The organism is Pseudomaricurvus sp. HS19 (assembly GCF_009857815.1).
Classification (GTDB): domain Bacteria; phylum Pseudomonadota; class Gammaproteobacteria; order Pseudomonadales; family Cellvibrionaceae; genus Pseudomaricurvus.
In genome coordinates this window covers 1-25798 of record NZ_WVVW01000015.1, presented here as the reverse complement: position 1 = coordinate 25798, position 25798 = coordinate 1, and the positions used below count along the sequence as shown (strand labels likewise).

Below are 25798 nucleotides of genomic sequence, written 5' to 3'. Positions count from 1 at the left end.
CAGCGCCAGCTGGTCAGCCGGCGCTGTAGCCACCGTCCATCACCTGCACACTGCCGGTGACATTGCCGCTGGCCGGACCACACAGAAACACCGCCATGGCAGCAATGTCTGTGGCGTCGGTAAAGCGCCCGGTAGGCTGTGTACCCAACAGCACCTCGTCCATCACCTGCTGCTCCGTAATGCCCCGCGCGCGGGCCGTATCCGCCAGCTGGTTTTGCACCAGCGGTGTCATCACATAGCCGGGGCAGATGGCGTTGCAGGTGACCCCGGATTTCGCCACCTCCAGTGCCACAGTCTTGGTCAACCCCAGCACACCGTGCTTGGCCGCCACGTAGGCACTTTTGTAAGGCGAAGCCACAAAACCGTGAATGGATGCCACATTGATAATGCGCCCCCAGCCCTTCTTCAGCATCCCGGGCAGCGCCCCCTGGATGGTGTGAAACGCGCTGCTGAGGTTAATGGCAATAATCCGGTCCCACTGCGCCTGCGGAAACTCCGTCACCGGCGCCACGTGCTGCACACCGGCGTTATTCACCAGGATATCGATCCCGCCCAGCTGTTCCTGCGCGTCATGCAACATGCCCGCAATCTCATCCGGACTGGAAACATCGGCGGCGGAGTAACAGACCTTGATCGCATAGGTGCTCGCCAGTCGCTGGCGCAGCTTTTCGATATCGTCACTGTCCCCGAAACCATTCAGCATCAGGTGACATCCCGAGGCCGCGAAGGCTTCCGCCACCGCCAGGCCAATACCGCTGGTGGATCCTGTCACCAACGCCACTTTATCTTGCAACATGCACATTACTCCGTGGTCGCTGCCAGGTCGCAGGCAGCGAGGAATTCTTCGATTGCGTCAACCGCATCAGGCTCGTCCAGCATCGGCGCATGCCCGACTCCCGGCACCGTAACCGCCATGGCCGCCGGCACCTCCTCCTGCATGCGCGCAAAACAGGTCTCCGACAGCAGGTCAGACAGCTCGGCCCGCAACAGCAGCAGCGGCACCTCCTGCAGTGTCTGGAAGAGCGGCCAAAGATCCGGCGGCACCGCATTGCCCTGATCGCTGTGAATGGGAGCCGCTATGGCCGGGTCGTAGGCAACGACCGGCACGCCCTGCTCGTTTTCCCGATACAAACGCCGTGCCATAGCCTGCCACTGCTCATCGCCATAGAACGGGAAGCAGACCTGATTCAGCTCACGGGTGTAAGACACCGCGTCATCCCAATTGCGAATGACCTTGTCACGACCCACATAACTCATAAGGCGTGCCAGCCCCGCCGGATCCACTTCAGGGCCCACATCATTGATGACCAGGCCGGCAATGCGCTGTGGCTGCTGAGCCGCCATCAACATGCCCATCAAGCCCCCCATGGAGGTACCGATAACTACCACCCGCTCAATGCCCTGAGCATCCAGCAGCTGCCACATATCCTGTACGTAGGTGAGAGGTTGGTAACGGGAGGAATCGCTGTCCCACTGGGACAAGCCGCGGCCGCGCTGATCCGGCACCAGCACCCGATAGCGATCACAGAGCCGGTCCGCCAGCTCGGCAAAATCGGCGGAGTTACGGGACAGACCGTGCAGGCAGAGTACGGTCAGTGTTGAGTCTTTGGTGTTGCCATTGGCATCGGTATAGTCGCGAGCATAGAGCTGCAGACCATCGCCGACGCGGTAATAAAAATCGCTGTAGTTGTTCATGACTGCCTTACCCCGGATTGTTTCATGCGGAAAAAGGCGGAGTTTCAGTACCCTGAACTGAAACTCCGCAAGCCACATCAACAGGAGCTGTTAATCATCGGATCAGAAGGTATAACCCAGGTTCAGACTAACGGTTCTGGGGTTGCCGTAATAGGCTGTGATGGAATCCTCAAGACCCAGTCCGGGGAAGTTGTAACCACCCACACGATACTCTTCATCGGTGAGGTTTTTGCCGTGCAGGCCCACGGTCCAGTGCTCATCAGATGAGTACCACACCGCGCTGGCATCCCAGAGAGTGTAACTTTTCTCATCCAGCGGCGAGGCTGTGGCAAAGATCTGGGTTTCACTGCGGTAGGAAGCACCGCCGGAGAGCACAATATCACCCAGGCTGCCCAGCGAGCGGTTGTAGTTCAGGCGAATGGCACCGGTCTTTTCCGGGGTGTTGGCGAACTCCCACAGGTCGGCGATATCGGTACCGCCGGACTCAACCTTTTTGTACTCCGCATCCAGGTAACCCAGCATGACGGTGGCAGACAGGTTTTCGGTCAGCTGGGTAATCGCTTCCAGCTCCACACCCTGGATTTCCGATTCACCGGCGTTCAGCACCGAGCTGACGTAGTTACTGCCGCCGCCCACCGCTTCCTGCACAGTCACCTGCATATCGGTGTAGTCGGAATAGAAGATCGCCGCGTTCATACGCACACGACCGTCGGCAAACTCGGCCTTGTAACCCAACTCCCAGGTGTCGACGATTTCCGGATCAAAACCGTTAACGGTATTGGGGTTTACCGAAGCGTCGCCGCGCATGTCGAAACCGCCACTCTTGAAGCCCTGGCTGTAAGAGGCGTAGGCCATCATGTCGTCATTAATGGTGTAGTCGACACTGATACGAGGGGAGAACTGGCTCCAGTCATTGTCATTGGTGTAGTCAGTGAGCACCGCCAGAGACATCAGGTCCTGGCCGCCCAGCGCGGAGGACATACCGTCCACAAACAACTGCTCTTTGTAAACTTCCGCCTCTTTCTCGTCGTAGGTGTAACGTCCACCCAGGGTCAACGCCCAGGAGTCGTTAAAGGCGTAGGTAGCGTGTATATAGGCGGAGTAGCTGGTGGTATCCACGGTACCAGCGGTGACCGCATCAAAGATACCCAGTGAAGGATCGAAGGGGCCTGCCACGTTAAAGGCGCCCAGCAATACATCAAAGGCACCGGAAGCCGAGCCTTCGTAATAGTAGAGACCGGTGACCAGGTTCAGTTTGTCACCTACATAGGTCAGCTGGAACTCCTGGGTGGTCTGGTCATCGTCATACACCGCCGGCACATGCACACTGCCCAGCGGAGTACTGTCAAAATCGATATTGGTAAAGGTTTCACCCTCGCGATAGGCAGTAATGGACTTGAAGGTGAAGGCGTCACTCAAATCCCACTTGACCGTCAGGGATACGCCGGAAGTATCCACCGAGTTATTGGTATCCATATCCGCCCAGGAGTCAAACACGTTTGACGGCGTTGGCAGATCGGGGACCAGCAGGCTGGGGGTCATACGGTGACCGCCCTTGGCGTTGGAGTTATCGTTGGTCTTGTCGGCGTTCAGCATAAACGCCAGGCTTTCGGTGGGCAGGAACTCGAGGCTCACGCGGGCCGTTTCGATATCCTTGTTGTAGTTCTCTTCGCCGTTCAGCAAGAACTCACCGAAGCCATCGCGCTCGAACTTTGCCACGGACGCGCCAAACAGCAACTTGTCCTGGATCAGTGGCAACTGTCCCGACACCTTGAGGTCTCGCTGGTCGTATGAGCCCACAGTGCCGTTGATGCTCAACTCCGGCTCGCCGGTCAGGCGCTTGGTCACATACTTGACCGCACCGCCGATGGTGTTTTTACCGTACAGGGTGCCCTGTGGTCCGCGCAGCACTTCGATGCGCTCTACGTCGTACACATCCAGCACACCACCTTGCGGGCGGGCGATATAGACATCGTCGATGTAAAGGCCAACGCCCGGCTCAAAGCCCCACAGGGGGTCGGCCTGACCAATACCACGCACATAGGCGGTGAGTGTGGTGTTGGTACCACGGCTCACCTGCATGGTGACGTTGGGAGCGCTTTTCTGCAGTTCGGTAACATCCTGCACGCCGGCATTTTCCAGGTCGGCAGCGCTGAACGCGGTTACCGCCACTGGCACGTCCTGCAGGTTCTGCTCGCGTTTCTGCGCGGTCACAACCACTTCTTCAAGGGCAATTTTTTTGGTTTGGGCCAGTGCTGCGTCGGCGCCACAGAGAGCGGCGGCCACGGTGATAGCGCGGGCAAGGGGGTGCTGAACTAGAGAGTAGTTTTTCATTGGTCTGAGCCTGCTCTGATTCGTTTTTATTCTTGGCACCGGCTAAGGGTGCCATGCTTTCAGTACATCGCCAGATTGCGCCGAAGAGTATGGCGCCACCATGAATCGCATTTAAATTCATCACCTGATGAATTGTCAACGACTTTTTTCATCAGATGTTGAATAAATATTTTCAGAGGATACGGGGCGCGGTTTTCCTGCGTCCGTCCAGTGCCATCATGACCGCCGCCACCAGCGCCGAGAGGCCGATTGCCCAGGTCGCCGCCACCGCCGGATTGGCAATGCCCAGCAGCAGAATCCCCACCAGGTGAGCGCACAGCCCCACCGCGGCGGCACTCCAGGCCACCGCCACCGACGGCTGCTGTCGCAACAGAGTGCCCAGTACAATGGGCACCAGTGAGGCACTGGCAAGACCGTATACCCCTTTCTGCGCAAACAGGCCCACCAGTGCCGGCGGGTTCAATGCCACCAGATAGGCCAGCACGCCAACCACAACCAGTACCACCCGGGACAACATCAGGCCCCTGCCCTGCTCAAAACTGTCGCGCCCGCTCAACGGCAGGTAGAGGTCTTTCACCACCATCGCCGACAGCGACACCAGGATACCGTCCAGTGTGCTCATGCCGGCCGCCAACAGGGTGATGGAGATAAACACCAGCGCGTAGGGCCCCCAGTCAAAGGCGCCAAACTCTGACGTGATGTAAGCCACCACCACGCCATCCTGACGCGGGATGTCGAGCCCCTTGAGGCGCGCAAAAAAGCCCACCGCCAGCATCAGCATGAAGCAGCCACCGGCAAGAAAGGTGGACCAGAGAAAACGATTTACGTCGCGATCACTCTTCAGGTAGAGCATTTTGGTGAGAATGTGAGGCTGCATCATCAGCGCAAAAGTGATGACAAAACCGCTGAGAAACACCGAGAAGAAGTCGTAGTAGAGATTGCTTTGCGGATTGAACACACTGACATAGTGCTCCCCCACTGCCCGCAAATTGCCGACAATATCCCCCTGAAAATAGTGAAAACCCTGGATAAAAATAAACAGCGACACCCCCACCATCATCAACCCCTGGAAGGTGTTGGTGTAGGCGTGGGCATAGCTGCCCCCCATCAACACATAGGAGAAGACAAACAGCAGGATCAGTGTCAGCGACCAGGTCTGGGAGATGGGAAACAGCTCGCTCATCAGCAGGCTGCAACCCACCAGGATCAACACCACAAACGCCACCGACAGCAGATTGATCAGGGCAAAGAACACACTCAGGGAACGGCTCTGGTAACGCTGGTAGATCCAGTCGGGGATGGTAATGGCACCACTGTCATCCCCCAATTGGCGGAAGCGACGCGTGAGCAGCAGGAATGCCGTCATAATGCCGGCGGTTCCCGCCACCGCGTAGTGCACAAAAGCCGATACACCGTGGACATAGACAAAGCCGGGATTGATCACAAAGGTGGCGGTGGAGGAGATGGAGGCGGCCATAGTCACGCCTACCACCCAGGGACTCATATCCTTGTTGCCAATGGAAAAACCTTTGATATCCCGTGTCTTGCGCATACCAACCCAGGACAACCACAGGGTCAGCACCACATAAAGTCCGACACAGACCAATTTAAACAACTCGGCAGACATAGGCGCGCTCTCTTTCATTATTGTTAGCAAGCATTATTGGCGGCCCCGGACAGCAGGCACAGAAGTCCGGCACAGGGGCTGCAGTCTGCCTCGCATTAAAATTCATCGCTTGTTGAATTGTCAAGGTTTCCGTAGAATCGATCGACGAGTATTCAGTGAACACAATGACAATGTGCCCCAAAAAAACCACAAAGGTAGGGCGCCCTCGCAGTTCCGATAAAGAGACGTCGGAACGGGGTGAGCGTATTCTTAATGCCGCCGAAGAGCTGTTTGCCCTGCACGGTTATGACGGGGTCACCCTGCGCACACTGGCCAACGCCGCCGGTGTCGATGTGGCCCTGATCAATTACTACTTCGGCCCCAAGCAACAGCTGTTCGACACCGTATTCAAGCGCCGCGCCGAGATTCTTAACCAGGAGCGCCTGACGGCACTGGAGAATGCCCGCCAGGCCTCAGCCCCGGACGTGATCGCTGTGGAGAAGATTATTGAAGCCTTCCTGCGACCACTGGAGGTGGCCCAGGAGAGTGACGACGAGGGCTGGCGCAACTATTGCGCCCTGCTGGCCTACGTCAATAACTCGGCAGTCTGGGGACCGGTGCTGATGAGCAAGCACTATAACGACCTGGTGGATGTGTTTATCGATGCCCTGCGTCAGGCCCTGCCCAAAGCCGACGATGCCGACCTCTACTGGTGCTATCACTACATGTCCGGCGCCATGTCCCTGACCTTTGCCAACACCGGCCGTATCGACAAGATGTCGGGCGGTCTGTGCCGCTCGGATGATTTCCAGGCCGCCTACGACCGCATGATTCCGTTTATTGCCGCCGGCTTCCGCCAGGTGTGCGATCGCTGATACAACGCCTTACCGCCGCAGTGCATCACTGCCGGCAATAGCCATCAGGTAAGAGAAGGGAAACCGGAGATACGGCGGCCATCGACCGATGACCGCCGTGAACTGTCAGGAGCGACGACTGCGCTGACCGGAGGAACCGCCGCGACCGCCGCGGGAGGAATTGCTGCGACGGGGACCACGATCACGGCCACGATCACGATTATCGTCATCGTCCGCAGAACGCAGGCGCGGGCCCATGGGCGGTGTCTCTGTCAGCAGTTCCAGTGGTGGCTGCTCACAGCGCAGGTGGCTGCCCACCAGCTCCTGGATTGGCATCAGGCGGAAGGCGTCATCTTCACAGGCAAAGCTGATGGAAGTACCGGTTTTGCCGGCACGACCGGTACGACCGATACGGTGCACGTAATCTTCCGGCTCTTCCGGCAGGGTGTAGTTCACCACGTGGCTAATGCCGTCAATGTGGATACCACGACCGGCCACGTCGGTGGCTACCAGCACTTTCAATTCACCGGACTTAAAGCCATCCAGGGTTTTCACCCGCTTGTTCTGGGCGATTTCACCGGACAGCAGACCGGCACTGAAGCCGTGGCGCTGCAATTTCTCGTGCAGGCGACGACACTCGTCGCGACGGTTGGCAAACACAATCAGGCTATCCACATCCGGCTGCTGCAGGATGTTGTAGAGCAGCGTGTACTTCTCATCGGTGGAAGCCAGGTAGACGTGCTGGGTTACGCGATCGGTGGCCACACTCTCGGGCTCGATCTCGATCCGGCGCGGCTCATCAGTCCACTGCTCCGCCAGGTGCATTACGTCGTCGGTAAAGGTGGCCGAGAAGAGCAGGGTCTGGCGGTGGGTCTTTTTCGGTGTCTGGCGGATGATGCGTTTGACCTGGGGGATAAAGCCCATGTCCAGCATACGGTCAGCCTCGTCGATCACCATCACTTCAACCTGATCGAGGTAGACATCGCCGTTACCACAGAAGTCCAGCAGACGCCCCGGCGTTGCCACCAGGATATCCACCAGCGACTCCTGCAGGTGCTTCTGCTGCTTGCCGTAGTCCATACCACCCACCAGGGTGTGCACCTTGAGGTCGGTGTACTTGGTCAGCAGCTTGGCATCGTCAGCAATCTGGATAACCAGCTCACGGGTAGGCGCAATAATCAAAGTACGGGCCTCACCGGCGTAGCGCTCGCCCTCAATGGGATGGCGCAGCAGATCGTCGATGATGGAGACCAGGAAGGCCGCCGTCTTGCCGGTACCGGTCTGCGCCTTACCCACCATATCGTGGCCGTTGAGGGTATGGGGCAGTGATTGCGCCTGGATTGGCGAGCAATACTCAAAGCCGAGGTCGGCAATGGCGTGCATCAGCTCCAGCGGCAGGTCGAGATCGTGGAAGCGGGTCTTGTCCTCCACCTCGGGTACCTTGAACTCATCCAGGGACCAGGGGGCGGCCGCTGCCGGCTTGGCCGGACGACGCTTGCGGGTACGTTTTTTGTTGCCTTCACGGGGGTGATGGGCTTTGGCAGCCGCGGCTTCCTGGGCGGGCTTGCCGGATTTGGCGTGACCCGCGGATCTGGCGGAGGCCGGTTTGGAAGAGGCCGACTTGGAAGAGGTGGCTACCGGCGCTTCGGCGCCGGATTTTTTGCGAAACAGGTTACCTATCAAGGTGTGTACTCATTCGGATTGGTCAAATTCGAACCAGTATACCACTTTTCCTGCCGCCACCCCAGCCTCCGGCATGCGGCCACCCCCGGGCATGCTGCTCCGCAGGGGCTGCCGGGGAAGCCGGCGTCAGAAATCCACGCCCTGGCGGGCTTTTACACCGGCCTTGAAAGCGTGTTTCACCTCTTTAACCTCGGAGACGGTATCCATAATCTCCTGCAGCGCCGAGCCGCCACCGCGACCCGTGACCACCACACTCTGCTCCGGCGGACGATTGCGGATGGCATCCAGTACCTTCTCTTCGTCCAGGTACTTGTAGGCCAGCATATAGGTCATCTCATCAAGTACCACCAGGTCAAAGGAGGGATCCTGCAGCATGGGCAGCGCTTTCTCCCAGGTGGCTTCGGCGGCGGCGATGTCGCCACTGCGATCCTGGGTGTTCCAGGTAAACCCGGTACCCATCTGGTAGAAGGCTACCTGTGGGCAGTGATCACGCAGGTAGATCTCCTCACCGGAGAGTTGCTGGCCCTTGATAAACTGCACCACGCCCACCTTCTGGCCATAGCCCAGTGCACGCAGCACCATACCGAAAGCGGAGCTGGACTTGCCTTTGCCGTTGCCGGTCAGCAGGACCGCCACACCGCGTTCCGTGGCCGCCTGCTCAATACGGGCGTCCACCTTGGCCTTCTGCTTCTGCATGGCGGCCTTGTGCTTGTCATTCTTCCTGTCGTCTGCAGACATAATTCAGTCTCCGTCGCAGTTACTCGCCGGTATTACCAGGCGGGATTGGGGAGCGCAGCCAATGTGCGCGTTACAGGGAGGGCATAAGCGGCAGTGCATGGACTGCGGCTATTCAGGGAGTCATTAACTGACGACAATCCCGCCCTCCGCAGGATCGACCCGGTTTCACCGTCTGGTATCGGGCTTGTGAACATACTCTGTCCACACACCGTTGCGGGGGCAGCGCCGGTATCCCACCGGACTTCCCAGACACAAAACTCGGTAAACAAACCGGACCTGCACTTTAGTGATGCACCGCGGCCAAGTCAATTTAGCCGCCGCGGGTTGGGCAATAAGTCAGCGGGTATGCGGAAGATGACGAGGGCACTGCAGGCCCATGAGGAGAAGCGGTGGAACTCAGTAAAACTCGTATTCCAGCAACAGCTTCCAATTGGTATCGGGGGTTTCACCATCCAGCCCCAGCAGCACACCGGTCTCCCAACGCAGGGAGCGGCCGCCACCGAAGCGAACGCGACCGGTCAGCACCGGCCCCAGGGAGCGGGAGTTTTCTGCCAGGTAGAGCTCCAGTGCCGGCTCCAGGGCGCGGCTCCAGCGATAACGCAACTGGGAGGCCAGCTGGGTCTCCCACTCGTTGTTAATGTCGTTGCCCCACTCATAGACCAGTCCGGCGTTGAGCGTACCCACCCAGCGCTGCCACTCGCGCAACACAATCACACTGGTGGAGAACTCCCGGGCGTGCATCTCCCGCTCCACCTCCAGTTCAAACAACAGGCCCCAGTCGAAGGCATACTCACCCTGCTCTGTCAGCTGCCACTTCACTTCGGCTTCGGCAGCACTCCACTCAAAACCCGCGCCCGCTTCACCAGCCTCACCTTCCACGCCCAGTTCTGCGTACCAACGATCGTTCAGTGACATGCCGGCCGACAGCAAATGCATCTGCGCTCCATCCAGCTCATGGTTGTCGTCCACCGGGTAGACACCCAGATACTCAAACTCCTTCTCCATGGGTTGCACATAGGGATCGTAGACCTGGTCCACGTAGAGACCATCGGCGCGGACTACGGCAGCCGGCAGCAGACTGCCCAGCACAGCACCCGCAACCATCCAGCGGGAGATAAAGCCACTCTCAATCATGCAGCAGGTTTCCGGTTCGCCACTTACGCGCGATGGCGTAAGCAACAGGTATCAATAACAGCGCACCCACGTACAGGCCCACCTCTACCGGCGTCGGCGCCGCCTCGTAGCCCAGGGTGGCGTAAGCCAGCTCGCCCAGCAGCGAGGACTCGGGCAGCCAGGCCGACATGTCCCACAGGGGCGCACCTCCCGGCAGCCAGTCCACCTGCAACAGCAGCTGTGTGGCCTGTGCCACCATACCGGCGGCCATAAAGGTCAGCACCACCCGCTGCACGCGACCGGCCCACATCAGTGGCAAATTGATCAGGGTGTAGTAACAGAGTGCCCCCACGCTGAAGCCGATCATCAGCCCCATAAAGCCACTGGTTAGAACCCGCAACAGCACATCACTGCGATGCCAGTAACTGGAATAGAACAGCAGGATCTCGGCCCCTTCGCGTATCACCGCCAGCATCACCACCAACCGCAGCAAACGCTGCAGGGCGAGCCCCGGCAACAGTGGCGCGCGGCCAATGGAGAGGCACACCAGCAGCAGGCAAGCGTAGATCAGGTACTGCATGGCCGCGTTAATCACTTCCTGGCCGGCGTAATCAAACCACTCCGACACGGTTTGCAGATTGACGGCATAGATCATGGCACCGGCCACCCCCAGCAGCAGTCCCTGCACCACCGCCCCGCGCGCCAGCTGCTGGTGCCGGGCCACACTCAGCAGCACACTGATCAGCACACCGGCTTCCAGTGTTTCGCGCAAAACTATGATGATGGCATTCAGTAACATCTTGCTGACAGTCCGCCGTTATTGCGCAATGACCTTGCCCTGCGCGGTATTCATGTTGAACTCACCAAAGAAGGGGTATTCACCGGGTGCCAGCGGGCCGATAAAAATCACCGCCTTGCTGTTACCCATAATCACCTTCTCCCGATTGAGCTCGTAACTTTCAAACTCCTCCGGCGTGGCATCGTGGTTAATAACCAGTAACTTGACCTTGGTATTGGCCGGCACCACCAGCTCCGCCGGATAGAACAGGTGATTGCGTATCTCCAGCTCCACCACAGGCGCCGCCTGCGCCACCGCCGTGCCCGCCAGCCACACTCCCAACACCCATAAAACCTGTTTCGCCATACTCACCAGACTCTACTCCCCGGCCCCGGCGGCCGGTAAAACGGGCAGCCAGACCCGCACCTGTAACCCACCCAGCGCGGCGGAATGCCCCAGTTCGATGGTGCCGTGATGCAGCCTGACAATATGATCGACGATGGAGAGACCCAACCCGCTGCCGATGGTTTTGGAGGCATGGCGATCGCCGCCCAGACGATAAAACCGGTCGAAAACCCGCAACCTGGCGTCCTCCGGAATACCGGGGCCAGAATCCTCCAGCCGCACCTCAACGCCGGCGCTGGATGCTTTTATCTGCAACTGGATCTGTCCGCCCTCTGGGGTGTATTTAATGGCGTTATCCAGCAAATTGCGCAGCAGGGTTTGCAAGGCAAAACGGTCGCCACGCACATTGGCCGTCCGGGCATCCAGCTCCACCTGCTGCTGACGCGCCTCCCACTGCGGGTAGCTGTCGGCCACCACTTCGCGGGCCAGCGCCGCCAGATCCAGCAGCTGCACTGGCAGGCTGCCCTCCCCCGGCGCCAGGCGGTAGAGCGCCAGCAGCTGCTCAATCGCGTGTCCCATGCGCTCGGTACTGTCCATCAATGGCTTGATGTCGTCCCCGGGGATTCGCCCTTCTTGCGCGAGGTTGTGCAGGTTCACTTTCAACGCTGCCAGCGGCGTGCGTAACTCGTGAGCAGCATCGGCAGCGAAGCGCTGTTCGCGTTCAAAAGCCCGCGCCAGTTCCGCCAGCAGGGTGTTGGTGGAACGCACCACTTCATCCAGCTCCTCCGGGCAACCGTGCAGTTGCAAGGGCGTAAAGTCTCCGCCTCGACGTGAGCGCAGCAGGCGCGCCAGCCGGTTGAGCGGACGCAGGCCGAAACCCACGATCATCCAGATCACCAGACCCAGCAGTGGTAGCACCCACACAATGGGCAGGATCGATTCCAGCAGCATGCGCTCCATCAACCCCTGGTAAATATCGGCCCGCTGCGCCACCACAATTACCCGCTGCCCCGCAGTATCGTGGTGTGCCGGATGCACCAGCACCATCCAGCTGTGACCGTTAAAACTGAGGCGATGGAACCCGGCATCCTGCAACGCAAAATCGGGTCCGGGTGCCAGTGGTGAACGCAGCCGCAAGCGCTGCTGCTGCCAGATCTGGAACCAGGCGTGCTCCGAAGTGCTGGCCAGCTCGGTGTTGGCATAATCGGCGGCGCCGTCCAGCAACGTTCCTTCCAGAAGCTGGGCGGTCTCCTGCAACTGCTTGTGCAACAGGGAGTCAGCCTCGCGCAGGCTGCTGCGATAGCCATTAATGGCCGCGGCGAAGTTCACCAGGCAGATGGTGGAGAGAAGGACAATTACGAGAAAACTGCGGATGGATGCCAAGAGTACCTGCCGCTGTCAGACCGGGGCTTTAGCCACAGTGTATCCCACACCACGGATGGTCTGGATAAATTGTGGTGGCAGTTTCTTGCGCAGGTTACTGATGTGCACTTCGATGGCATTACTGGCCACCTCTTCCCCCCAGCCGTAGAGCTTGTGCTCCAGTGCATCCTTGGTCAGTACACGGCCGCTGTTCTCCATCAGCGCCAGCAGCAACATGTACTCGCGCCGCGACAGGGACAGCAGCTCTCCATCGCTGGTGACCTGATGGCTGGCAGTGTCGAGGCTCACCGGCCCCACCTGCACCTGACTGCTGCTGGCGGTGCCCAGTCGCCGCGCCAACACCCGCAGGCGAGCCAGCAGCTCGGCCATCTCGAACGGTTTGGCGAGGTAATCGTCGGCGCCCAGGTCGAGCGCCGCCACCTTGTCCTCCACGCCGTCACGGGCGGTGAGGATCAACACCGGCAGGCTGGCTTGCCGCTGCCGCAATTGGCGCAACACGCTGACGCCATCCATATCCGGCAGGCCCAGGTCCAGCACCACCAGGTCCGGTGGCGCAGTGGCGACAGCCTCCAGCGCCAGGCGACCGCAATCCACATCGTTCACACTGAAGCCCTCACTGCGCAGCGCCCTCACCAGGGCCGCCGACAGCGTGGCGTCATCCTCAACCAACAGCAAATTCACCCGGCATCCTCACCAACACTTCCATCAAGCTCCCATCTTAATCGAGCTCGGTGCGGATCGCCTCCATAGCGTCCTCTACTTCGCCGCGGCGACCGCTGTCAGCCAGTGGCCGCGCAGGACGGGGTGGTGCCGCCAGAGCTTTCTCGTAATATTGCCAGGCGCCCTGGTAATCCCCCTGGTCACGCAGGAACTCACCGTAGAAATAGTTGCTGTCGATGCCTTTGGGATTGAGCGCCAGGGAACGCTGCAGCTGCTCTTTGGCTTTGTCGCTATCACCAAAACCCACAGGCCAGCCGGGCACCTTGTAATAGAGGGTGCCCAGGGTATTGTGGGCGCCGCCATCCATCACCGCCTCGTTCAGGCCGAGCGCGGTTTCCAGATCACTTTTGGAGCTTTTGGCGTACTTGAGTGCACCCAGCCCGCCCTTGGCACCGGCGTAGGTGGCTTTGATGATACCGCTCCAGGCGAACACATCGGCGCTGTCAGGGTAGGCGGCCTTGTCCTTCTCCGCCTGCGCCATCAGCTGCTCATAGGCCTGTAACTGGGCATCACCCTCCATCTGGTAGCGGGCTTTCTCCCACTGCTGCTGCAGGGTCAGCGCGGCGTCAGCGCCATCAGCCAGCACCGACTGGCCCAGGGCCAGCATCCACACCAGCGCACCGGCCTGTACCACTTTACGAAACTGTCTGTTCATCACAGGTTGCTCCTCTCTGTCTCTCTGCCACAGTCATTCACTGCGGGTCCGGATATTCCGGTCGTTGTTATTGGCCGGCGAACTGTTTAATCACCGGCAATTGTTTGAACAGCGACTTGTCCACCAGCGTCGGCAGCAGGCCGTTAAGTCGGACAAACAGCTTCTCCGGCCACCCCAGGTAATGGTTGTGGGGCCGCTTGCCGGCTATGCAGCGCAGCAACTGTTGCGCAACATAATCGGGTTTGTCCACCGACGTGCCCAGCGACTCGTTCATCTGCACCATGCGATCGGTGTGGATGGGAGTGGCCGTGGCGCGGGGCGCAAAATAGAGCACCCCCACGGTCGTGTCCGCCAGCTCCCGTCGCAGCGCTTCGGAGAAGCCCCGCAGGCCAAACTTGCTGGCACTGTAAGCCACCGAACCGGCAAAGCCGATACTGCCCAGGATCGAGCCGACGTTGATAATCAACGCTTCGGGCTGCGCCTGCAACACCGGCAACAACGCCCGTGTCAGTTGCATGGGCACCAGCAGGTTCATCTCCAGCTGCAGGGCGACATCCTCTTCCGGGGCATCGGCAAACAACTGCAGGTAGTTGATGCCGGCGTTGTTGAGCAGAATATCAATGCCGGTCTCGCTGACCGCATCCACCAGGCGTTGTCGCTGTCCGGCGTTGTGCAGGTCCACCACCACCGTGGTGTGCGGACCACCCGCCAACTGCTGTTTCAGCGCCTGTAATTTCTCCTGGTTGCGACCAGTGAGAATCAGCCGCGCCCCGGCCGCGGCCAACTGCCGCGCCATTGCCTCACCCAGCCCACCGGTGGCGCCGGTAAGCAGAACTCGTTTACCTTCCAGTTTCACGTTTCAGTTTTCCAATTCAGTTAATCACAGCGCCACTTATGCGGCCCAGGAGAGCGCCTGCCCCGCATCCACTTCCATCAGGATATTGCGGTAGAGCTGGTAAAAGCAGCGGGCGCTGTGAATGATCTGCTCCTGGTCGCCAGCATCGGTGATGCGGTTCATGAGGCTCTCAAAAAAGCAGATATGCTCCTGGTCCAGCGCCCCGTGGGAGCGCAGGTAGGTAAAGGCCTGGTCCGGCAAACCCAGCGACTGCTGGATGCGCTCTGCCGCCGAGTCCGCCATCTGGATACTGGTGCCCTCCAGAACCTGTACCGAACCAAAAAAGCCCAGGGGGTTGACCCGGTTAATGGTGTCGTAGGCATAGGCGATCCACAGCTCTGTAGAGAAGTTGGGGCGCGCGTGACGCACCTTCTCCTTGTCGAAGCCACAGGCTGCGATGTCGTTCAGGATCCACTCCTGATGTCCCACCTCTTCCTCAATGTATTCGGCAATGGCGGTACGCAGCCACTCCTGCTCCATGGGCACCCGGGCGCCGGTAGCCATCAGGAACGGCGTGGTGTGTTTGACGTGATGGTACGCCTGCGCCAGATAGGCGACATACTCATCCAGGCTGATATCACCGTTGAAGGCACGGCCGATCAGGGGCGTGTGCTGCCACAGCTGCTTGCGCTCCTGTTCCGTTTCCAACTGCAAACGCTGATAAAAATTCATGTTTCACCACCTTAGTGATTGATGGCCCGGGGCGCTGGCGCCCGCAGACTGCTCAGGTTGTGGTCCGCGCCGTACAGGGCGCAGAGTTGTTGTTCATAGTCAGCCAGCAGCTGCTCACGACGCGGGCGGCCATTGGCGGTCAGGTAGCCCGCCCAGGCGGACTGCGGCAGGCGCAGCCAGCGCTGTACCCGGGCATAATCCGGCAACTCCCGGTTCACCTGCTGTAACCACTGGTCAATCTGTTGATCCGTCACCGACTCTGGTGCCGACAACAGTGCCACCAGCCAGGGGCGCGCTTCACCGGCCACCACACACTGGCTCAGCAGCGGGCGGGCCTGACAGGCGCTCTCCACCCACTCGGGACTGATGTTGCGGCCAAAACTGCTGATGATCAGGTTCTTGCGGCGGCCGTCGATGGTGAGCCAACCGGCCCCATCCCGTTCGCCCAGGTCGCCGGTAGCCACCTGCCGGGGATACCAGCTCGCGGGCTCGCCCCAGTAACCAAGAAAGACACTGCCGGAGACAATTACTTCGCCGTCGCGGACCTGCACCTCGCAGTGAGGCAGCGACTGTCCCACACTGCCGGGGCGATCCGCCGCCGGTGTATTGAGGGCCACCACCGAAGCGCACTCGGAGAGGCCGTAGCCCTCGTAAACCGGCATACCCAGCGAACGGGCCTGCAGCAGCAGTTCTGCCGCTACTTTGCCGCCCCCCACCGCCAGGAAGCGCAGCGATGCGGGCAATTGCCACCCCTGCAGGACCGCCGACACCAGTGCGGCCAGCAACTGCGGCAACAGAATCAGGCTGGTGGGCTGCAGCTGCTGCAGGCACTGCAACAACTGCGGCAACTGCAGGCCGGAACTGCCGCTCATACCCCGCTCCGCCAGTGTTGGCAGCAGCACCGTACCGCCGCACAGCAGCGGCACGTAGATACCGGCAATGTTCTCCAGCAGGGTCGCCAGTGGCAGCAGGCAGAGGTGCCGCGGGCGCTGCAGGCCAATCACCTGTGCCAATGACTGCGCCACCTGCCACTGCTGGGCGCTGCTGAGGCAGACACCCTTGGGCTGTCCGGTGGAGCCGGAGGTAAAGGTCACCTTGCCGGTACCCTGGGGCATGTCCGTATCGGCACTGCTGACCAGGGCCAACCGCCATACCGTCAGGCTGCTGAGGGGGGAATCCACGGTTACAGCACAGATAGCTGCCACGTCGTCCGGCATCCTGCTGTCACAGACCAGCAAGTCCGCCGCCGACAGGCAGTGGCCGCGCTGCTGGGCGGAAAAGAATCCCGGTACCGGCAAACACACCTTGCCCGCCATCTGGCAGGCAAGATCCACCACCACCCACTCGGGGCAGTTGTCACTCAATATGGCCACCACCTGCACCGGCTGCTTTTGCAGCCAGTGACTCAGTTCCGTCACCCGCTGCAGCAGCTGGCCGTAGCTCACCTGCTCCTCACCCTGCTGCAGGGCAATGGCGTCGGCACCCACCCAGGCGATAACGGCTCGCAAACGCTCTGCCAATAGCTGCTGGTTGTGCAGTGTCATCAGGCGTGAGCCTCCTGCCAGCGCACCGGACGCAATTCGCGTCCCAGGCGATCACTGCTGGCGCCGTGTTGCTCCAGAATCCGGCCCAGCAGCTCGTGCTCCCGCACCGCCTGCAGCGCCGAGGTGATATTCACCGCCATCACATTGGGGCGACTGCGGTAGTAACTGCCCCAGTCCTGTAACTGTGCTCCGAGTCGCTCGCCATCCGCGGAGGCGATAAAACAGGGCTCCACCCCCAGCCGCTTCACCAGCTTCTCCACCTGGGGGGTGGCGGTGAATACCAGCCATTGAAAGCCGGCCTTCTCCAGGGACTCCGCCATCAACAGAAACAGCAGCAGGCTGCCGCCGCCCTGGGTGGAGACCAGGTTGCCGATCTCAACGATGGAGTGGCGATTGACCGGACGCCGGCAAACTGCGGCAATGGCCTGCTCCACCGGCATATCCAGGTAGTGCTCCAGGAACAGGGGCGTCTCCGCTCCGGCGCGCAGCCCCACACAGGCCTGCAGTTCGCCATCGCGGCTCATACTCAACAGTTGCGGCAGGAAGGCCTTGAGGCGGGCACCGTAAACCGTGCTGTACTGGCTGGTGATGTAGTGCTCACACTGCTGACGCTGTGGGCTGTCGGCATCGTGCAGCACAAAGTCCGGCAGCGCCTGGGGGGCCGCCGCTGGGCGGCCCTCGGGCATCCGGGCTGTTTGTCCGCTCTCTGTCATCGCAACCATGGTTCAGCTCCTGTGCTGTAAAGGTCGGGGAGATCTCCTTGATGGTCAGAGTAGGCAGGCAAACTTAAGACAAACTTAAGGTAGGCCGGCAGGTGTAAATTTGTGACTCAGGGCGCAATTAAGGCGCCTTTCCAGGGTTTGGAGATTCCGCCCCGCCTGTCACACAATAGGCCCCCTAAGAGAGCCTCAGCAGGGGAAAACAGCAGGTGGAAAAGCATTACATCAGCGCCGAGGCGTTGCTGCAGGACTCGTTCCGATTGGGACTGGAGATCTACAACAGCGGTTTCCGGCCCGATTTTATTGTCGGTGTCTGGCGGGGCGGCACGCCGGTGGGTATCGCGGTGCAGGAGATCCTGGGCTATTGCGGTCACGACTGCGATCACATCGCCATCCGTACCGCCAGCTATACCGGCATTGGCACCCGCGACCGGGAGGTGCAGGTATTTGGCCTCAACTACCTGGTGGAGCGCATGCAGCCCGACAGTGCGCTGTTGCTGGTGGACGACGTCTACGACACCGGTCTCAGCGTCCAGGCCGTGGTGCAGCGGCTGCGGCAGCTGTGCAGTGACAAGCCCGCGGTGGATATCCGCATCGCCACCCCCTGGTTCAAACCCGCTAACAACCAGACCCCGGCGAATCCCGACTACTACCTGCACGAGACCGACCAGTGGCTGGTGTTTCCCCACGAAATGGATGGTTTGGACAGAGCAGAACTGGCCCGGCACAAGCCGGGCCTGGCAGCACTGCTGGAGGAGTACGGCCACTAACCGCCGCTGCGGTTAGTGCCTTGTTCAGCCGATAGCCGCAAACACCTTGTAGAAGTTGGACTGGTCACGGATATCGATACGCAGTTTCAGTTTGCGGGAGATATCACTGGCGGAGAAGATGCCACGTATCTTGTGCGTGGCAGGATCCAGCACCAGGCAGTGCTGCTGATGGTTGTCCTTCAGCATGGCCACAACATCGCCAATACTGACCCGGCTCACCTCATCAATACTCAGGGCCAGCAACTCCTCCTTGGGCGTCATCAGGTCCCTCACCCTGAGGTCCCCGCGATTGGCGCGCATGGCAATGGCACGCTGCAGGATATTCTGCTCGGAGAGGTCATCGGCGCTGATAACGCCGGCAAAATCACCACCGGTGCTGACCACCAGCTTCAGCCTCACATGGGTCTTGATCATCATCTCCCGGGCTTCAACCGCACTGGCGCTGTCGTCGATCACCAGGGGCTCGGAGCGACTGAAATCGGTAAAGAACTCCAGCGCGGGGCTCTCCAGGTTGAGCTGCACAGGCGCCTCGGGCTGGGCCAATTGATCAATACGGGATACGGGATAGAGAGTTAACTTTTTCATTTGCCTTACTCCTCGTGATCCCGCCGCAGTATGGGTCAGGCATCACGCGCTTCGATTTTTTTGGATGGCAGGCCGCACGGCAGCCCGCCATGGCTAACACAAGTTCACAAATCGAAATCAGGCAGCAGGGGGAGCGCGAATAGGGGGAGTAACCGAAGCGATAACAACCGCTGCAATGGCGTCAGTGGCTATCGGTGCAATGGCGGAAAGGGGGAAAGTGGGGAGCGCAGCCGGGGTTAGCCAGGCCTGGCTCTCTTCATCGGTGCCCGGGTCAGTACTATCACCTTCACCATCTAGAGAGTTACTCTCAAGCGCGGTAATCGCAGACCACTGGGAGTCCGTATCGGGCGCATTGAGGCCATTGCCCAGGCAAACGCCTGATGCAACCAGCAAACTCAAATAGACCAGAATACGAAGCATTGTGTCACCTTGGGTTGGGGAGCGGATCGCAGGTGAGCCGGATCAGTCGCCGGCTACCCACTTATGCACCGCTTACCTCTATAGACATTAGATAGCACCTTAGTTCCCCTCCTGTCACGCACCAGCTGAGAACATTTGTTCTGTGCCAGCCGGCATTTCCGAAGAGGCCATAATAATGTCCAATCTACCCCCAGTTGCGGTGCCACATTGACGAGCCCATCCCTGCTATGGCCTAGTTAGTGAAAACTCTGCAGGTAGAGATAATAACGATATCCCCATGGAACAGATTACCGAACAGATCGTTGCCACCCCCCGCGTCTCCGTCCTGGTGCACACCGTTAGCTGGGATGGGGTCGAGGACACCCCCGCCTACCGTGGCTACAACCTCAGCCAAAGGTTATCGGACAACCACTCCCCACTGCGTATTGGCAAGCTATCCACGCCGGAAGTGATGCCTCGGGTACACGCCGTTGGCCTGCTGCCACCCGGGCTGCCGATTCGGCTTTACCCCATGGAGCAGCCGTTGCGGGTACTGAACTGTATCTACGACGAGGACTACTTCGAGGCGACCACCCAAATACCCGCCGAACAGTGGGAGAAATACACCAACGCGCTGGTATTTATGCGCAACCAGCGGCTGGAAACCCTGATGCAGGAGATTCACGCCGAGATTGAACAGCCTGGATTTGGCAGCGAAATCCTTATTGAGTCCGTCTCCAATATGATCCTGGTTGAGCTGGCCCGTTATATGCGCCAACTGCAACGCAAGGGCAACCGGGGGCGTGATGGTGTGGGTCTGGCGCCATGGCAGTTGCGCCGCGTACAGGAACGGATTGAGTCATCGCCACAGGAAGGCTATCCCAGCCTCGCCCAGCTGGCCGCACTCTGCAATATCAGTGAGGGGCACCTGGCGCGCGCCTTCAAGGCCGCCACCGGCTGGCAGATTCATAAATACATTACCGCCGAACGCCTGAAAACCGCCAAAGCGCTGCTGAGCAACGACCACTACAGTTGCGAAGAGGTGGCCTGCCAACTCGGCTTTAAAAGCGCCGCCTACTTCTCTACCGCTTTCCGTCGACTGACCGGCAAAACCCCTACCGAGTTCCGCCGTCAGGCCCGGGATTGCGGTCAGGGCAAGATCAGATAACCGGCTCTTCACCTTCCAGTTTGGTGCGGTGCATCATGCGACCGCTGGCGGGATCGTAATAGGTAGCACGGTGCATGGTGCCGGTGTTATCCCACATCACCATATCGCCGGGTTCCCAGTGGTGGCTGTAGAAGAAGGGTTCGCTGGTGCACCAATCCCGCAGGCCGTGCAGCAGCCGGGCACTGGTAATGGGATCGACATTCAGCACCCGCTCGGCGGTGTTGCCCAGCACCAGTGACTTGCGCCCGGAGCGATGTTCCCACACCAGTGGCAGCACCTTGTTGCCCATATTGATCCACTCTTCCAGCTTCGCAGCCGTCGGTTCCGGATTGTGGTAGAACTGGGACGCGGCAAAGGAGTGGAGTACTTCCAGGCCTTCAATCTCCTGTTTTTTCTCCTCGGGTAAAGCGTCGTATGCAGCGTAAGTGTTGCAGAACTCCGTATTACCCCCCTCTTTCGGCAGTACCTTGGCCGACAGGATGGAAGCCAGGATCGGCACATCCGACATGGTGCCGTCGATGTGCCAGTAGAAAGCCCCTTTCAGGTAATCGGCGCGGGCGTTCTCGTCGGTATCGAGGGTGACCTTGTATATCTCATCGCCAAAAATTTCCGGTGAGAATTCACCAAGGGTCCTGGTAAATGCCACCTGCTCGGGATCGCTCATGTGCACCCCGGGAAAGACCAGCACACCGCGCTGCTCCAGCAGTTCGCGAATCCGGCCCGCGTATTTACCGCTGACCAGCGTCTCTTTACTGGCGAGGACGCGGCAGCCAATTTTGGGATTGATATCAACCACGTCAAATTCAGGTTTCAGTACAGCAGTCATAGTGTTTACTCCACAACGCAACGACCGGCGCCCCGCAAGCACCTGACGGTGTGCGGGTCACGGGCCCCAATCAATCAGTTTTACAACACGCCATCATAATTTTTGAGCATGGCCGGATCCGGCAGTTCCATCTGCAGGTAGATATCGATGTGTTCAATCTTGCCGGCGGCGTTGAATTCGTAAACCGACATGGAGTTCACCGTACTGCTATGGCCTCCCATAACAGTGCGCTCTTCCAGCTCCAGGAATACCGTGTTGCCGGATTCGGTAATGCGCTTGAAAGAGCACTCCCATTCGGACGACATGGCCCAGGGAGTAAGAAAACCGATATAGCTCTCCCAGGTCATCTCCTCCTTGAAGTTACCGATACGGCTGAAATTTTTCGTGTCACACAAGGCCGCCAGCGGCGCCCAGCTGTCTTCGGAAAAGCCGGGTTGTTTGGCCTCTGCCATCATGTCAGTCATGATCTGGCAGTAGTCGAGAATAATGCGGGATTTACCGGTGTAGTTACCAATGACGTCGTTAACGTCCTGCAGGGGTAGAGACATTGTGAACTCCTGTGCGCGCTGGCTGCACGGTTCTGTACAGACGCGCCTTATTATTTTTGTCACGTGGCCGTTCGACCCGCCGCAATCAGGCGGCAGTCGAACAGCCGGCTATCAAACATACCGCGCCGGGGCTCCGGCGGGTAGCGGCATTCGCACAGCTTTACAGTTTTAAATACTTCGCAGCTAAAGTCTGTGCGGCAACCTGGTCAGGCCTCACCGGCCATAAACTTGTCCACCACCGAGTGAAAATGGGCCACGCACACCTCCTCCTGCGCCAGGGTCAGCTCTTTCAGCAGCGCATTGCGCAAGCCATTTTGCTGGCGTGGCATCTGCTCGTAATCCTGCTGCAACGCCAGGAAATAAGGATAGGTGCCAGGTTCGGTGACTTCCACCAACTCCGCGCGAAACTCTTCCAGTCCCGGCGGCAGCCACATGTAGCTGGTGACATGCCAGATACAGCGATTGGGATCGCCATCCGGATGAGGGGTCGGCAGGATAATGTGGCACTCACCGGCGCGCACTGTCATAAAAAAATTGGGGAATAACAGATAGCCATGGTTATCGCTCATCTGGGCGTCGGTGAGGCCGCTCACGTCCAGACCGCTGGCGGTCAGCGTCTCGCGGGTGGCTTGCTGCAACAGTGAGCGACCGGAAACTCCGCCCGGGAAAGTGAACTCGCCCTGCGCATCCTGATAGGCTGCCGCCAGCTCTTCAAACTTCGGCAGGATCGCCGCCACACCGGGAAAGGTTCCGGGCAAGGCACGAATCGCCTCCACCTCCCGGTTGGCGCTGAAGTCGGGATCATTGGCGTGCTTCACATCAAACGGCGCCACCGCCAGGTTGTGATGGCTGGGGAAGTTATAACGGGTACGGGACGGGTCGATCACAATCACCGCCAGTAATTCGGGATGGATACCATCAATGTGGTAACCCTCCTGGAAGGCATCCACCACCACCTTCCAGTTGCAGTCCAGCGCCTCACGCACGTCCATTACCGGTGACAGCTTTTCCAGGTGGTAAGGCTCCAGGAACTGCACCACATCTTCACCCAGATACTCACGCAGTGGCTGCGCGTCGGGATCGGGATTGAGGAAAATAAAACCGCCGAAGGTGTCGACGGAAACCTGCACCAGACCGTGCTGGCTCTTGTCGATAGGGCCCACCAGGTCCGGCCGCCCCACCCCCACCAGCTTGCCATCCAGGGCAAAGGACCAGTGGTGGTAAGGGCAAGTAAAGCGCGCGTTGCTGCCATGCTTTTCCGTGCACAATACATTGCCCCGGTGGGGACAGGCGTTCACAAACCCACGCACCCGCTGGTCGCTGCCACGCACCACCAGGAAGGACTGATCAAAGAGCCGGTACTCTTTCCAGTCGCCGGCATTGGGGATCTGGTCCTCACGTCCCACCGCCTGCCAGGTTTTCATCCAGATCATCTCCCGCTCGCGCTCAGCGTATTCCCGGGAGACATAGCGGTCAGTGGAGACCGACAGGTTGCTGCGGTCAAAGCCCGCCTCCTGCATCCCTACGCTCTTCTCCCTGCGCAGGTCGTCGATCAATCCTTGCGGTTGTGCAGCTTGCATGATTCAGGTCCTCATTATTGTTATTCGTGCCCGCTGGAAGCCGCAGACACAGTCACCGTAAAGAGGACTCTAAAAGTGCACTGTGAGGGTGTAAATGCGATCCGCCCCGACCATGGGATTTAGCATCAGGAAAACGAAAGCATGCGCAGGATTGCGAAACAACAGGCGGGTTTTCACGACTGACTCTCAGCCGCGACGACTGAAATCCACACTCACCACATTGTCGTCAATAGAGACTACTGGTGAGAGGTTTTCCTCCTCCTGCCGCATCTCAATCAGGTTCAGGCAGAGGTTGCCCAGCCCCTCGGCAGCGTTGGAATCACCATTCTGCGCCGCCTGTTTGGAGAGACGGGTATTGATCAGGAAACCGAAATCGAAGGCCGAGCGGCCATCCACCGGCAGGGACAGGTTATCGTGCAGCACACGGCGCTCCAGCTTCTCCATCACGCTGATAATCTTGCCCTCTTCCGGCGGCTCCGGGTCCAGCTGGTAGTGCTGCTCTGCGGCGATGGCCTGCAACGATTCGATCAGCGTCGCCTTGTCATGCAAGCCGGCCTGCTGGCAGATGGAGGCCAGCTCGCGCCAGAAGCGATCCTGCAACAACTGCGGAAAGTGGGCGAACTGATCCGCGTTAAGACCGCACAACAACAGGATGTAGCCGGTCTGCTGCTCCTGCAGCACCACGCAGGCTTCCATCCCGATGATCTTCAGGTCGGCACGCCAGAGCAAATCGGCATCACCGTTACGGGCCGGCCTGACATGTCGACCCAGCGCCTTGGCCAGCTCGCGGGTTACCAGGATGCGCATCATAGGGCTGCCTCCGGCGTGTTTATCACAGCCCGGTGCCCGGCTGCTGCTTTTTGCCCTGCTCAAACTCGGCCATCAGGCGAATGCTCTCTGCCGGTGTTTCAAACTTCGCCACAAGATAGTCGCGCAGCTCCAGCGGGTAACCCAGCTGCTCCAGCGCCGTGGCCATGCAGTGCAGCCACATGGCCTTGCTGTCCCTATCCACGGGCAAGTGTGCGTGAGCCACCGGCAAGCTGATGGAACCGAAGTGCTCGGCAAACAGTTTGGGGCCACCCATCCAGCCGGAGAGGAAGTAGACCAGCTTCTGCCGCGAACCGGTCAAATCCTGTGGGTGCATTTCTCGCAGGGCTTTGGCTTCCGGCAGGCTCTCCATCAGGTCGTAAAAGCGATCCACCAATTGGGTGATGCCCTCCAGCCCGCCCACCGACTGATAGGTGGAGTCGCCGGAGCCGTACAGTGGCAGGTCAGTCATTGGAAGGTCAGTGCTCATGCGGCCTCCTCCAGGCAGACAGAATCGCGTTCGGCCAGCGAGCGTGATCCCACACCCCCTGCATACAGGCTTTCCAGCAAGCGGCGGCGACCCTCTTCGCCGCGCCCGCCAAGCCAGCGCAGCTCCTCCCGGGTTAACAGCGTGGCCACGATCAGGGTTACGTCGCCACCCGCCGTGGGCAGCCTCTTCACACCACCGGGCAGGTCCCGTGGCTGGTGCAACAGCGCACCGGCCAGGCCGCGCCCATCCTTGATGTGCTCAATGTTGAAACGCATGGAGAGCGGCTCACCCGCCAGCAAACGACTGCAAAGGCGCGGGTAGCTGGCCAGGGTGTGACTGATCTCGGCGGTCATGGGGAAGATCCAGCTGTCCGCCAGCGTCAGTAGCTCCCCCTCAACCGGGGCAATTTCCGGGCTGCGCACCATCACTTCCAACCCGAGGCCCGTGGCCAGCCGGTCCTTCTCTACCCAGGGGTCAGAGAGCCCGTCGGAAAGAATGGCGCCGCAGCCGTCCACCTCCAGCGCCAACCACGCCGGGTCTGACGGCCACTCGGGACCGTCCACCGGTCCCATCAGGGAGGTGAGCAGGAAGGGCTCGGATGCGAATGCCTCGCGGATGGCGGCGTGACGGCTGCTGCCGGCCTGCTGCAGGCGCTCGCCCCAGGGCAGGTTGCTGAAGCTGGCGGTGGAACCCGGGGCCGGGCTGCTCTGGTAGATAGTGGACATGTCTGGCTCTTTCGCTGTGCTTACCAGACAAGCGGAGCAAAATTCGCTCCAGCACTTTTCCCGGGATGTAAAAATAAACCTGAAGCAATTCAGTCGGTTAGAAATGGCGCCCCTTCGTTACCCGTGACCAGGGCTGTGCCAATCCCCACAATTGGGGCAAAGGGGA

General features: G+C 59.8%; 27 protein-coding genes and 1 riboswitch. Of the genes, 3 read left to right on the top strand and 24 right to left on the bottom strand.

Annotation, left to right across the window (positions count from 1 at the left end; all coding sequences use genetic code 11):
• Positions 1-13: 13 nt before the first annotated feature.
• From GSF27_RS16215 to GSF27_RS16200, 4 genes are all read right to left on the bottom strand, one after another.
• A complete protein-coding gene (locus GSF27_RS16215; RefSeq protein ID WP_160971086.1) occupies positions 14-796 on the bottom strand; it encodes a 3-hydroxybutyrate dehydrogenase in 783 nt (260 codons plus the stop codon).
• Between the two features lie 5 nt (positions 797-801).
• A complete protein-coding gene (locus GSF27_RS16210; protein WP_160971084.1) occupies positions 802-1695 on the bottom strand; it encodes an alpha/beta fold hydrolase in 894 nt (297 codons plus the stop codon).
• Between the two features lie 102 nt (positions 1696-1797).
• The gene (locus tag GSF27_RS16205) at positions 1798-4029 is read right to left on the bottom strand and encodes a TonB-dependent receptor (RefSeq protein WP_160971082.1); all 2232 of its coding nucleotides are present in this window, start codon (positions 4027-4029) and stop codon (positions 1798-1800) included.
• Between the two features lie 172 nt (positions 4030-4201).
• Entirely contained in the window at positions 4202-5656 is a 1455-nt protein-coding gene (locus GSF27_RS16200; protein WP_160971080.1) for a sodium:solute symporter family protein, read from the bottom strand.
• A gap of 164 nt (positions 5657-5820) precedes the next feature.
• On the opposite strand from GSF27_RS16200, the gene GSF27_RS16195 reads away from it, so the two are divergent.
• The gene (locus GSF27_RS16195) at positions 5821-6510 is read left to right on the top strand and encodes a TetR/AcrR family transcriptional regulator (protein WP_237457610.1); all 690 of its coding nucleotides are present in this window, start codon (positions 5821-5823) and stop codon (positions 6508-6510) included.
• Between the two features lie 105 nt (positions 6511-6615).
• Here GSF27_RS16195 and rhlB read toward each other — a convergent pair whose 3' ends face one another.
• The 12 genes from rhlB to GSF27_RS16135 all read right to left on the bottom strand — a co-directional run bounded on the left by rhlB (position 6616) and on the right by GSF27_RS16135 (position 17737).
• Positions 6616-8172 (bottom strand): ATP-dependent RNA helicase RhlB, encoded by a 1557-nt coding sequence (gene rhlB, locus GSF27_RS16190; protein WP_160971078.1) that lies wholly within the window; start codon positions 8170-8172, stop codon positions 6616-6618.
• Between the two features lie 126 nt (positions 8173-8298).
• Positions 8299-8910: a cob(I)yrinic acid a,c-diamide adenosyltransferase gene (cobO, locus tag GSF27_RS16185; protein ID WP_160971076.1), complete on the bottom strand. Its 612-nt coding sequence runs from the start codon at positions 8908-8910 to the stop codon at positions 8299-8301.
• Between the two features lie 152 nt (positions 8911-9062).
• A riboswitch (cobalamin riboswitch) is annotated at positions 9063-9195 on the bottom strand.
• Positions 9196-9306: 111 nt separating this feature from the next.
• Positions 9307-10044 (bottom strand): hypothetical protein, encoded by a 738-nt coding sequence (locus GSF27_RS16180; RefSeq protein WP_160971074.1) that lies wholly within the window; start codon positions 10042-10044, stop codon positions 9307-9309.
• Positions 10037-10822 (bottom strand): FTR1 family protein, encoded by a 786-nt coding sequence (locus GSF27_RS16175; protein WP_160971072.1) that lies wholly within the window; start codon positions 10820-10822, stop codon positions 10037-10039. Before GSF27_RS16175 ends, GSF27_RS16180 begins: the two co-directional genes overlap by 8 nt.
• Positions 10823-10840: 18 nt before the next feature.
• Positions 10841-11167, bottom strand: coding sequence for a cupredoxin domain-containing protein (locus GSF27_RS16170; protein ID WP_160971112.1), 327 nt, complete (start codon positions 11165-11167; stop codon positions 10841-10843).
• A gap of 12 nt (positions 11168-11179) precedes the next feature.
• Positions 11180-12529 carry a HAMP domain-containing sensor histidine kinase gene (locus GSF27_RS16165; protein ID WP_160971070.1) on the bottom strand — a complete coding sequence of 450 codons (1350 nt, stop codon included), beginning with the start codon at positions 12527-12529 and terminating at the stop codon, positions 11180-11182.
• A gap of 15 nt (positions 12530-12544) precedes the next feature.
• Positions 12545-13210, bottom strand: a complete 666-nt coding sequence (locus GSF27_RS16160; protein ID WP_160971068.1) for a response regulator transcription factor — start codon at positions 13208-13210, stop codon at positions 12545-12547.
• 37 nt (positions 13211-13247) lie between these two features.
• A complete protein-coding gene (locus GSF27_RS16155; RefSeq protein WP_160971066.1) occupies positions 13248-13904 on the bottom strand; it encodes a hypothetical protein in 657 nt (218 codons plus the stop codon).
• Between the two features lie 67 nt (positions 13905-13971).
• The gene (locus GSF27_RS16150) at positions 13972-14760 is read right to left on the bottom strand and encodes an SDR family oxidoreductase (protein ID WP_160971064.1); all 789 of its coding nucleotides are present in this window, start codon (positions 14758-14760) and stop codon (positions 13972-13974) included.
• 36 nt (positions 14761-14796) lie between these two features.
• Positions 14797-15471: a TenA family transcriptional regulator gene (locus tag GSF27_RS16145; RefSeq protein WP_160971062.1), complete on the bottom strand. Its 675-nt coding sequence runs from the start codon at positions 15469-15471 to the stop codon at positions 14797-14799.
• Between the two features lie 11 nt (positions 15472-15482).
• Positions 15483-17015, bottom strand: a complete 1533-nt coding sequence (locus GSF27_RS16140) for an AMP-binding protein (protein ID WP_160971060.1) — start codon at positions 17013-17015, stop codon at positions 15483-15485.
• Complete coding sequence (locus tag GSF27_RS16135) at positions 17015-17737, bottom strand: thermostable hemolysin (RefSeq protein ID WP_160971058.1); 723 nt, start codon at positions 17735-17737, stop codon at positions 17015-17017. The genes GSF27_RS16140 and GSF27_RS16135 overlap by 1 nt, the downstream gene beginning before the upstream one ends.
• 206 nt (positions 17738-17943) lie before the next feature.
• Here GSF27_RS16135 and GSF27_RS16130 point away from each other — a divergent pair, with 206 nt between their 5' ends.
• The gene (locus GSF27_RS16130; protein ID WP_160971056.1) at positions 17944-18504 is read left to right on the top strand and encodes a phosphoribosyltransferase family protein; all 561 of its coding nucleotides are present in this window, start codon (positions 17944-17946) and stop codon (positions 18502-18504) included.
• 24 nt (positions 18505-18528) lie between these two features.
• Here GSF27_RS16130 and GSF27_RS16125 read toward each other — a convergent pair whose 3' ends face one another.
• Positions 18529-19089, bottom strand: coding sequence for a CBS domain-containing protein (locus GSF27_RS16125; RefSeq protein WP_160971054.1), 561 nt, complete (start codon positions 19087-19089; stop codon positions 18529-18531).
• Between the two features lie 117 nt (positions 19090-19206).
• Positions 19207-19509 (bottom strand): hypothetical protein, encoded by a 303-nt coding sequence (locus GSF27_RS16120; protein WP_160971052.1) that lies wholly within the window; start codon positions 19507-19509, stop codon positions 19207-19209.
• A gap of 277 nt (positions 19510-19786) precedes the next feature.
• On the opposite strand from GSF27_RS16120, the gene GSF27_RS16115 reads away from it, so the two are divergent.
• The gene (locus GSF27_RS16115; protein ID WP_160971050.1) at positions 19787-20656 is read left to right on the top strand and encodes an AraC family transcriptional regulator; all 870 of its coding nucleotides are present in this window, start codon (positions 19787-19789) and stop codon (positions 20654-20656) included.
• Here GSF27_RS16115 and GSF27_RS16110 read toward each other — a convergent pair.
• From GSF27_RS16110 to GSF27_RS16085, 6 genes are all read right to left on the bottom strand, one after another.
• The gene (locus tag GSF27_RS16110) at positions 20649-21482 is read right to left on the bottom strand and encodes a TauD/TfdA family dioxygenase (RefSeq protein WP_160971048.1); all 834 of its coding nucleotides are present in this window, start codon (positions 21480-21482) and stop codon (positions 20649-20651) included. The genes GSF27_RS16115 and GSF27_RS16110 overlap by 8 nt on opposite strands.
• 80 nt (positions 21483-21562) lie before the next feature.
• Positions 21563-22030, bottom strand: coding sequence for a hypothetical protein (locus GSF27_RS16105; protein ID WP_160971046.1), 468 nt, complete (start codon positions 22028-22030; stop codon positions 21563-21565).
• A 206-nt stretch (positions 22031-22236) separates the two neighbouring features.
• Positions 22237-23610 carry an SRPBCC family protein gene (locus GSF27_RS16100; protein WP_160971044.1) on the bottom strand — a complete coding sequence of 458 codons (1374 nt, stop codon included), beginning with the start codon at positions 23608-23610 and terminating at the stop codon, positions 22237-22239.
• A gap of 186 nt (positions 23611-23796) precedes the next feature.
• On the bottom strand, positions 23797-24420 hold the full coding sequence (locus GSF27_RS16095) for a hypothetical protein (protein WP_160971042.1): 624 nt from the start codon (positions 24418-24420) through the stop codon (positions 23797-23799).
• Positions 24421-24442: 22 nt separating this feature from the next.
• Positions 24443-24907, bottom strand: coding sequence for a group II truncated hemoglobin (locus GSF27_RS16090; RefSeq protein ID WP_237457608.1), 465 nt, complete (start codon positions 24905-24907; stop codon positions 24443-24445).
• On the bottom strand, positions 24904-25632 hold the full coding sequence (locus GSF27_RS16085; RefSeq protein ID WP_160971040.1) for a hypothetical protein: 729 nt from the start codon (positions 25630-25632) through the stop codon (positions 24904-24906). The genes GSF27_RS16090 and GSF27_RS16085 overlap by 4 nt, the downstream gene beginning before the upstream one ends.
• Positions 25633-25798: the final 166 nt, after the last annotated feature.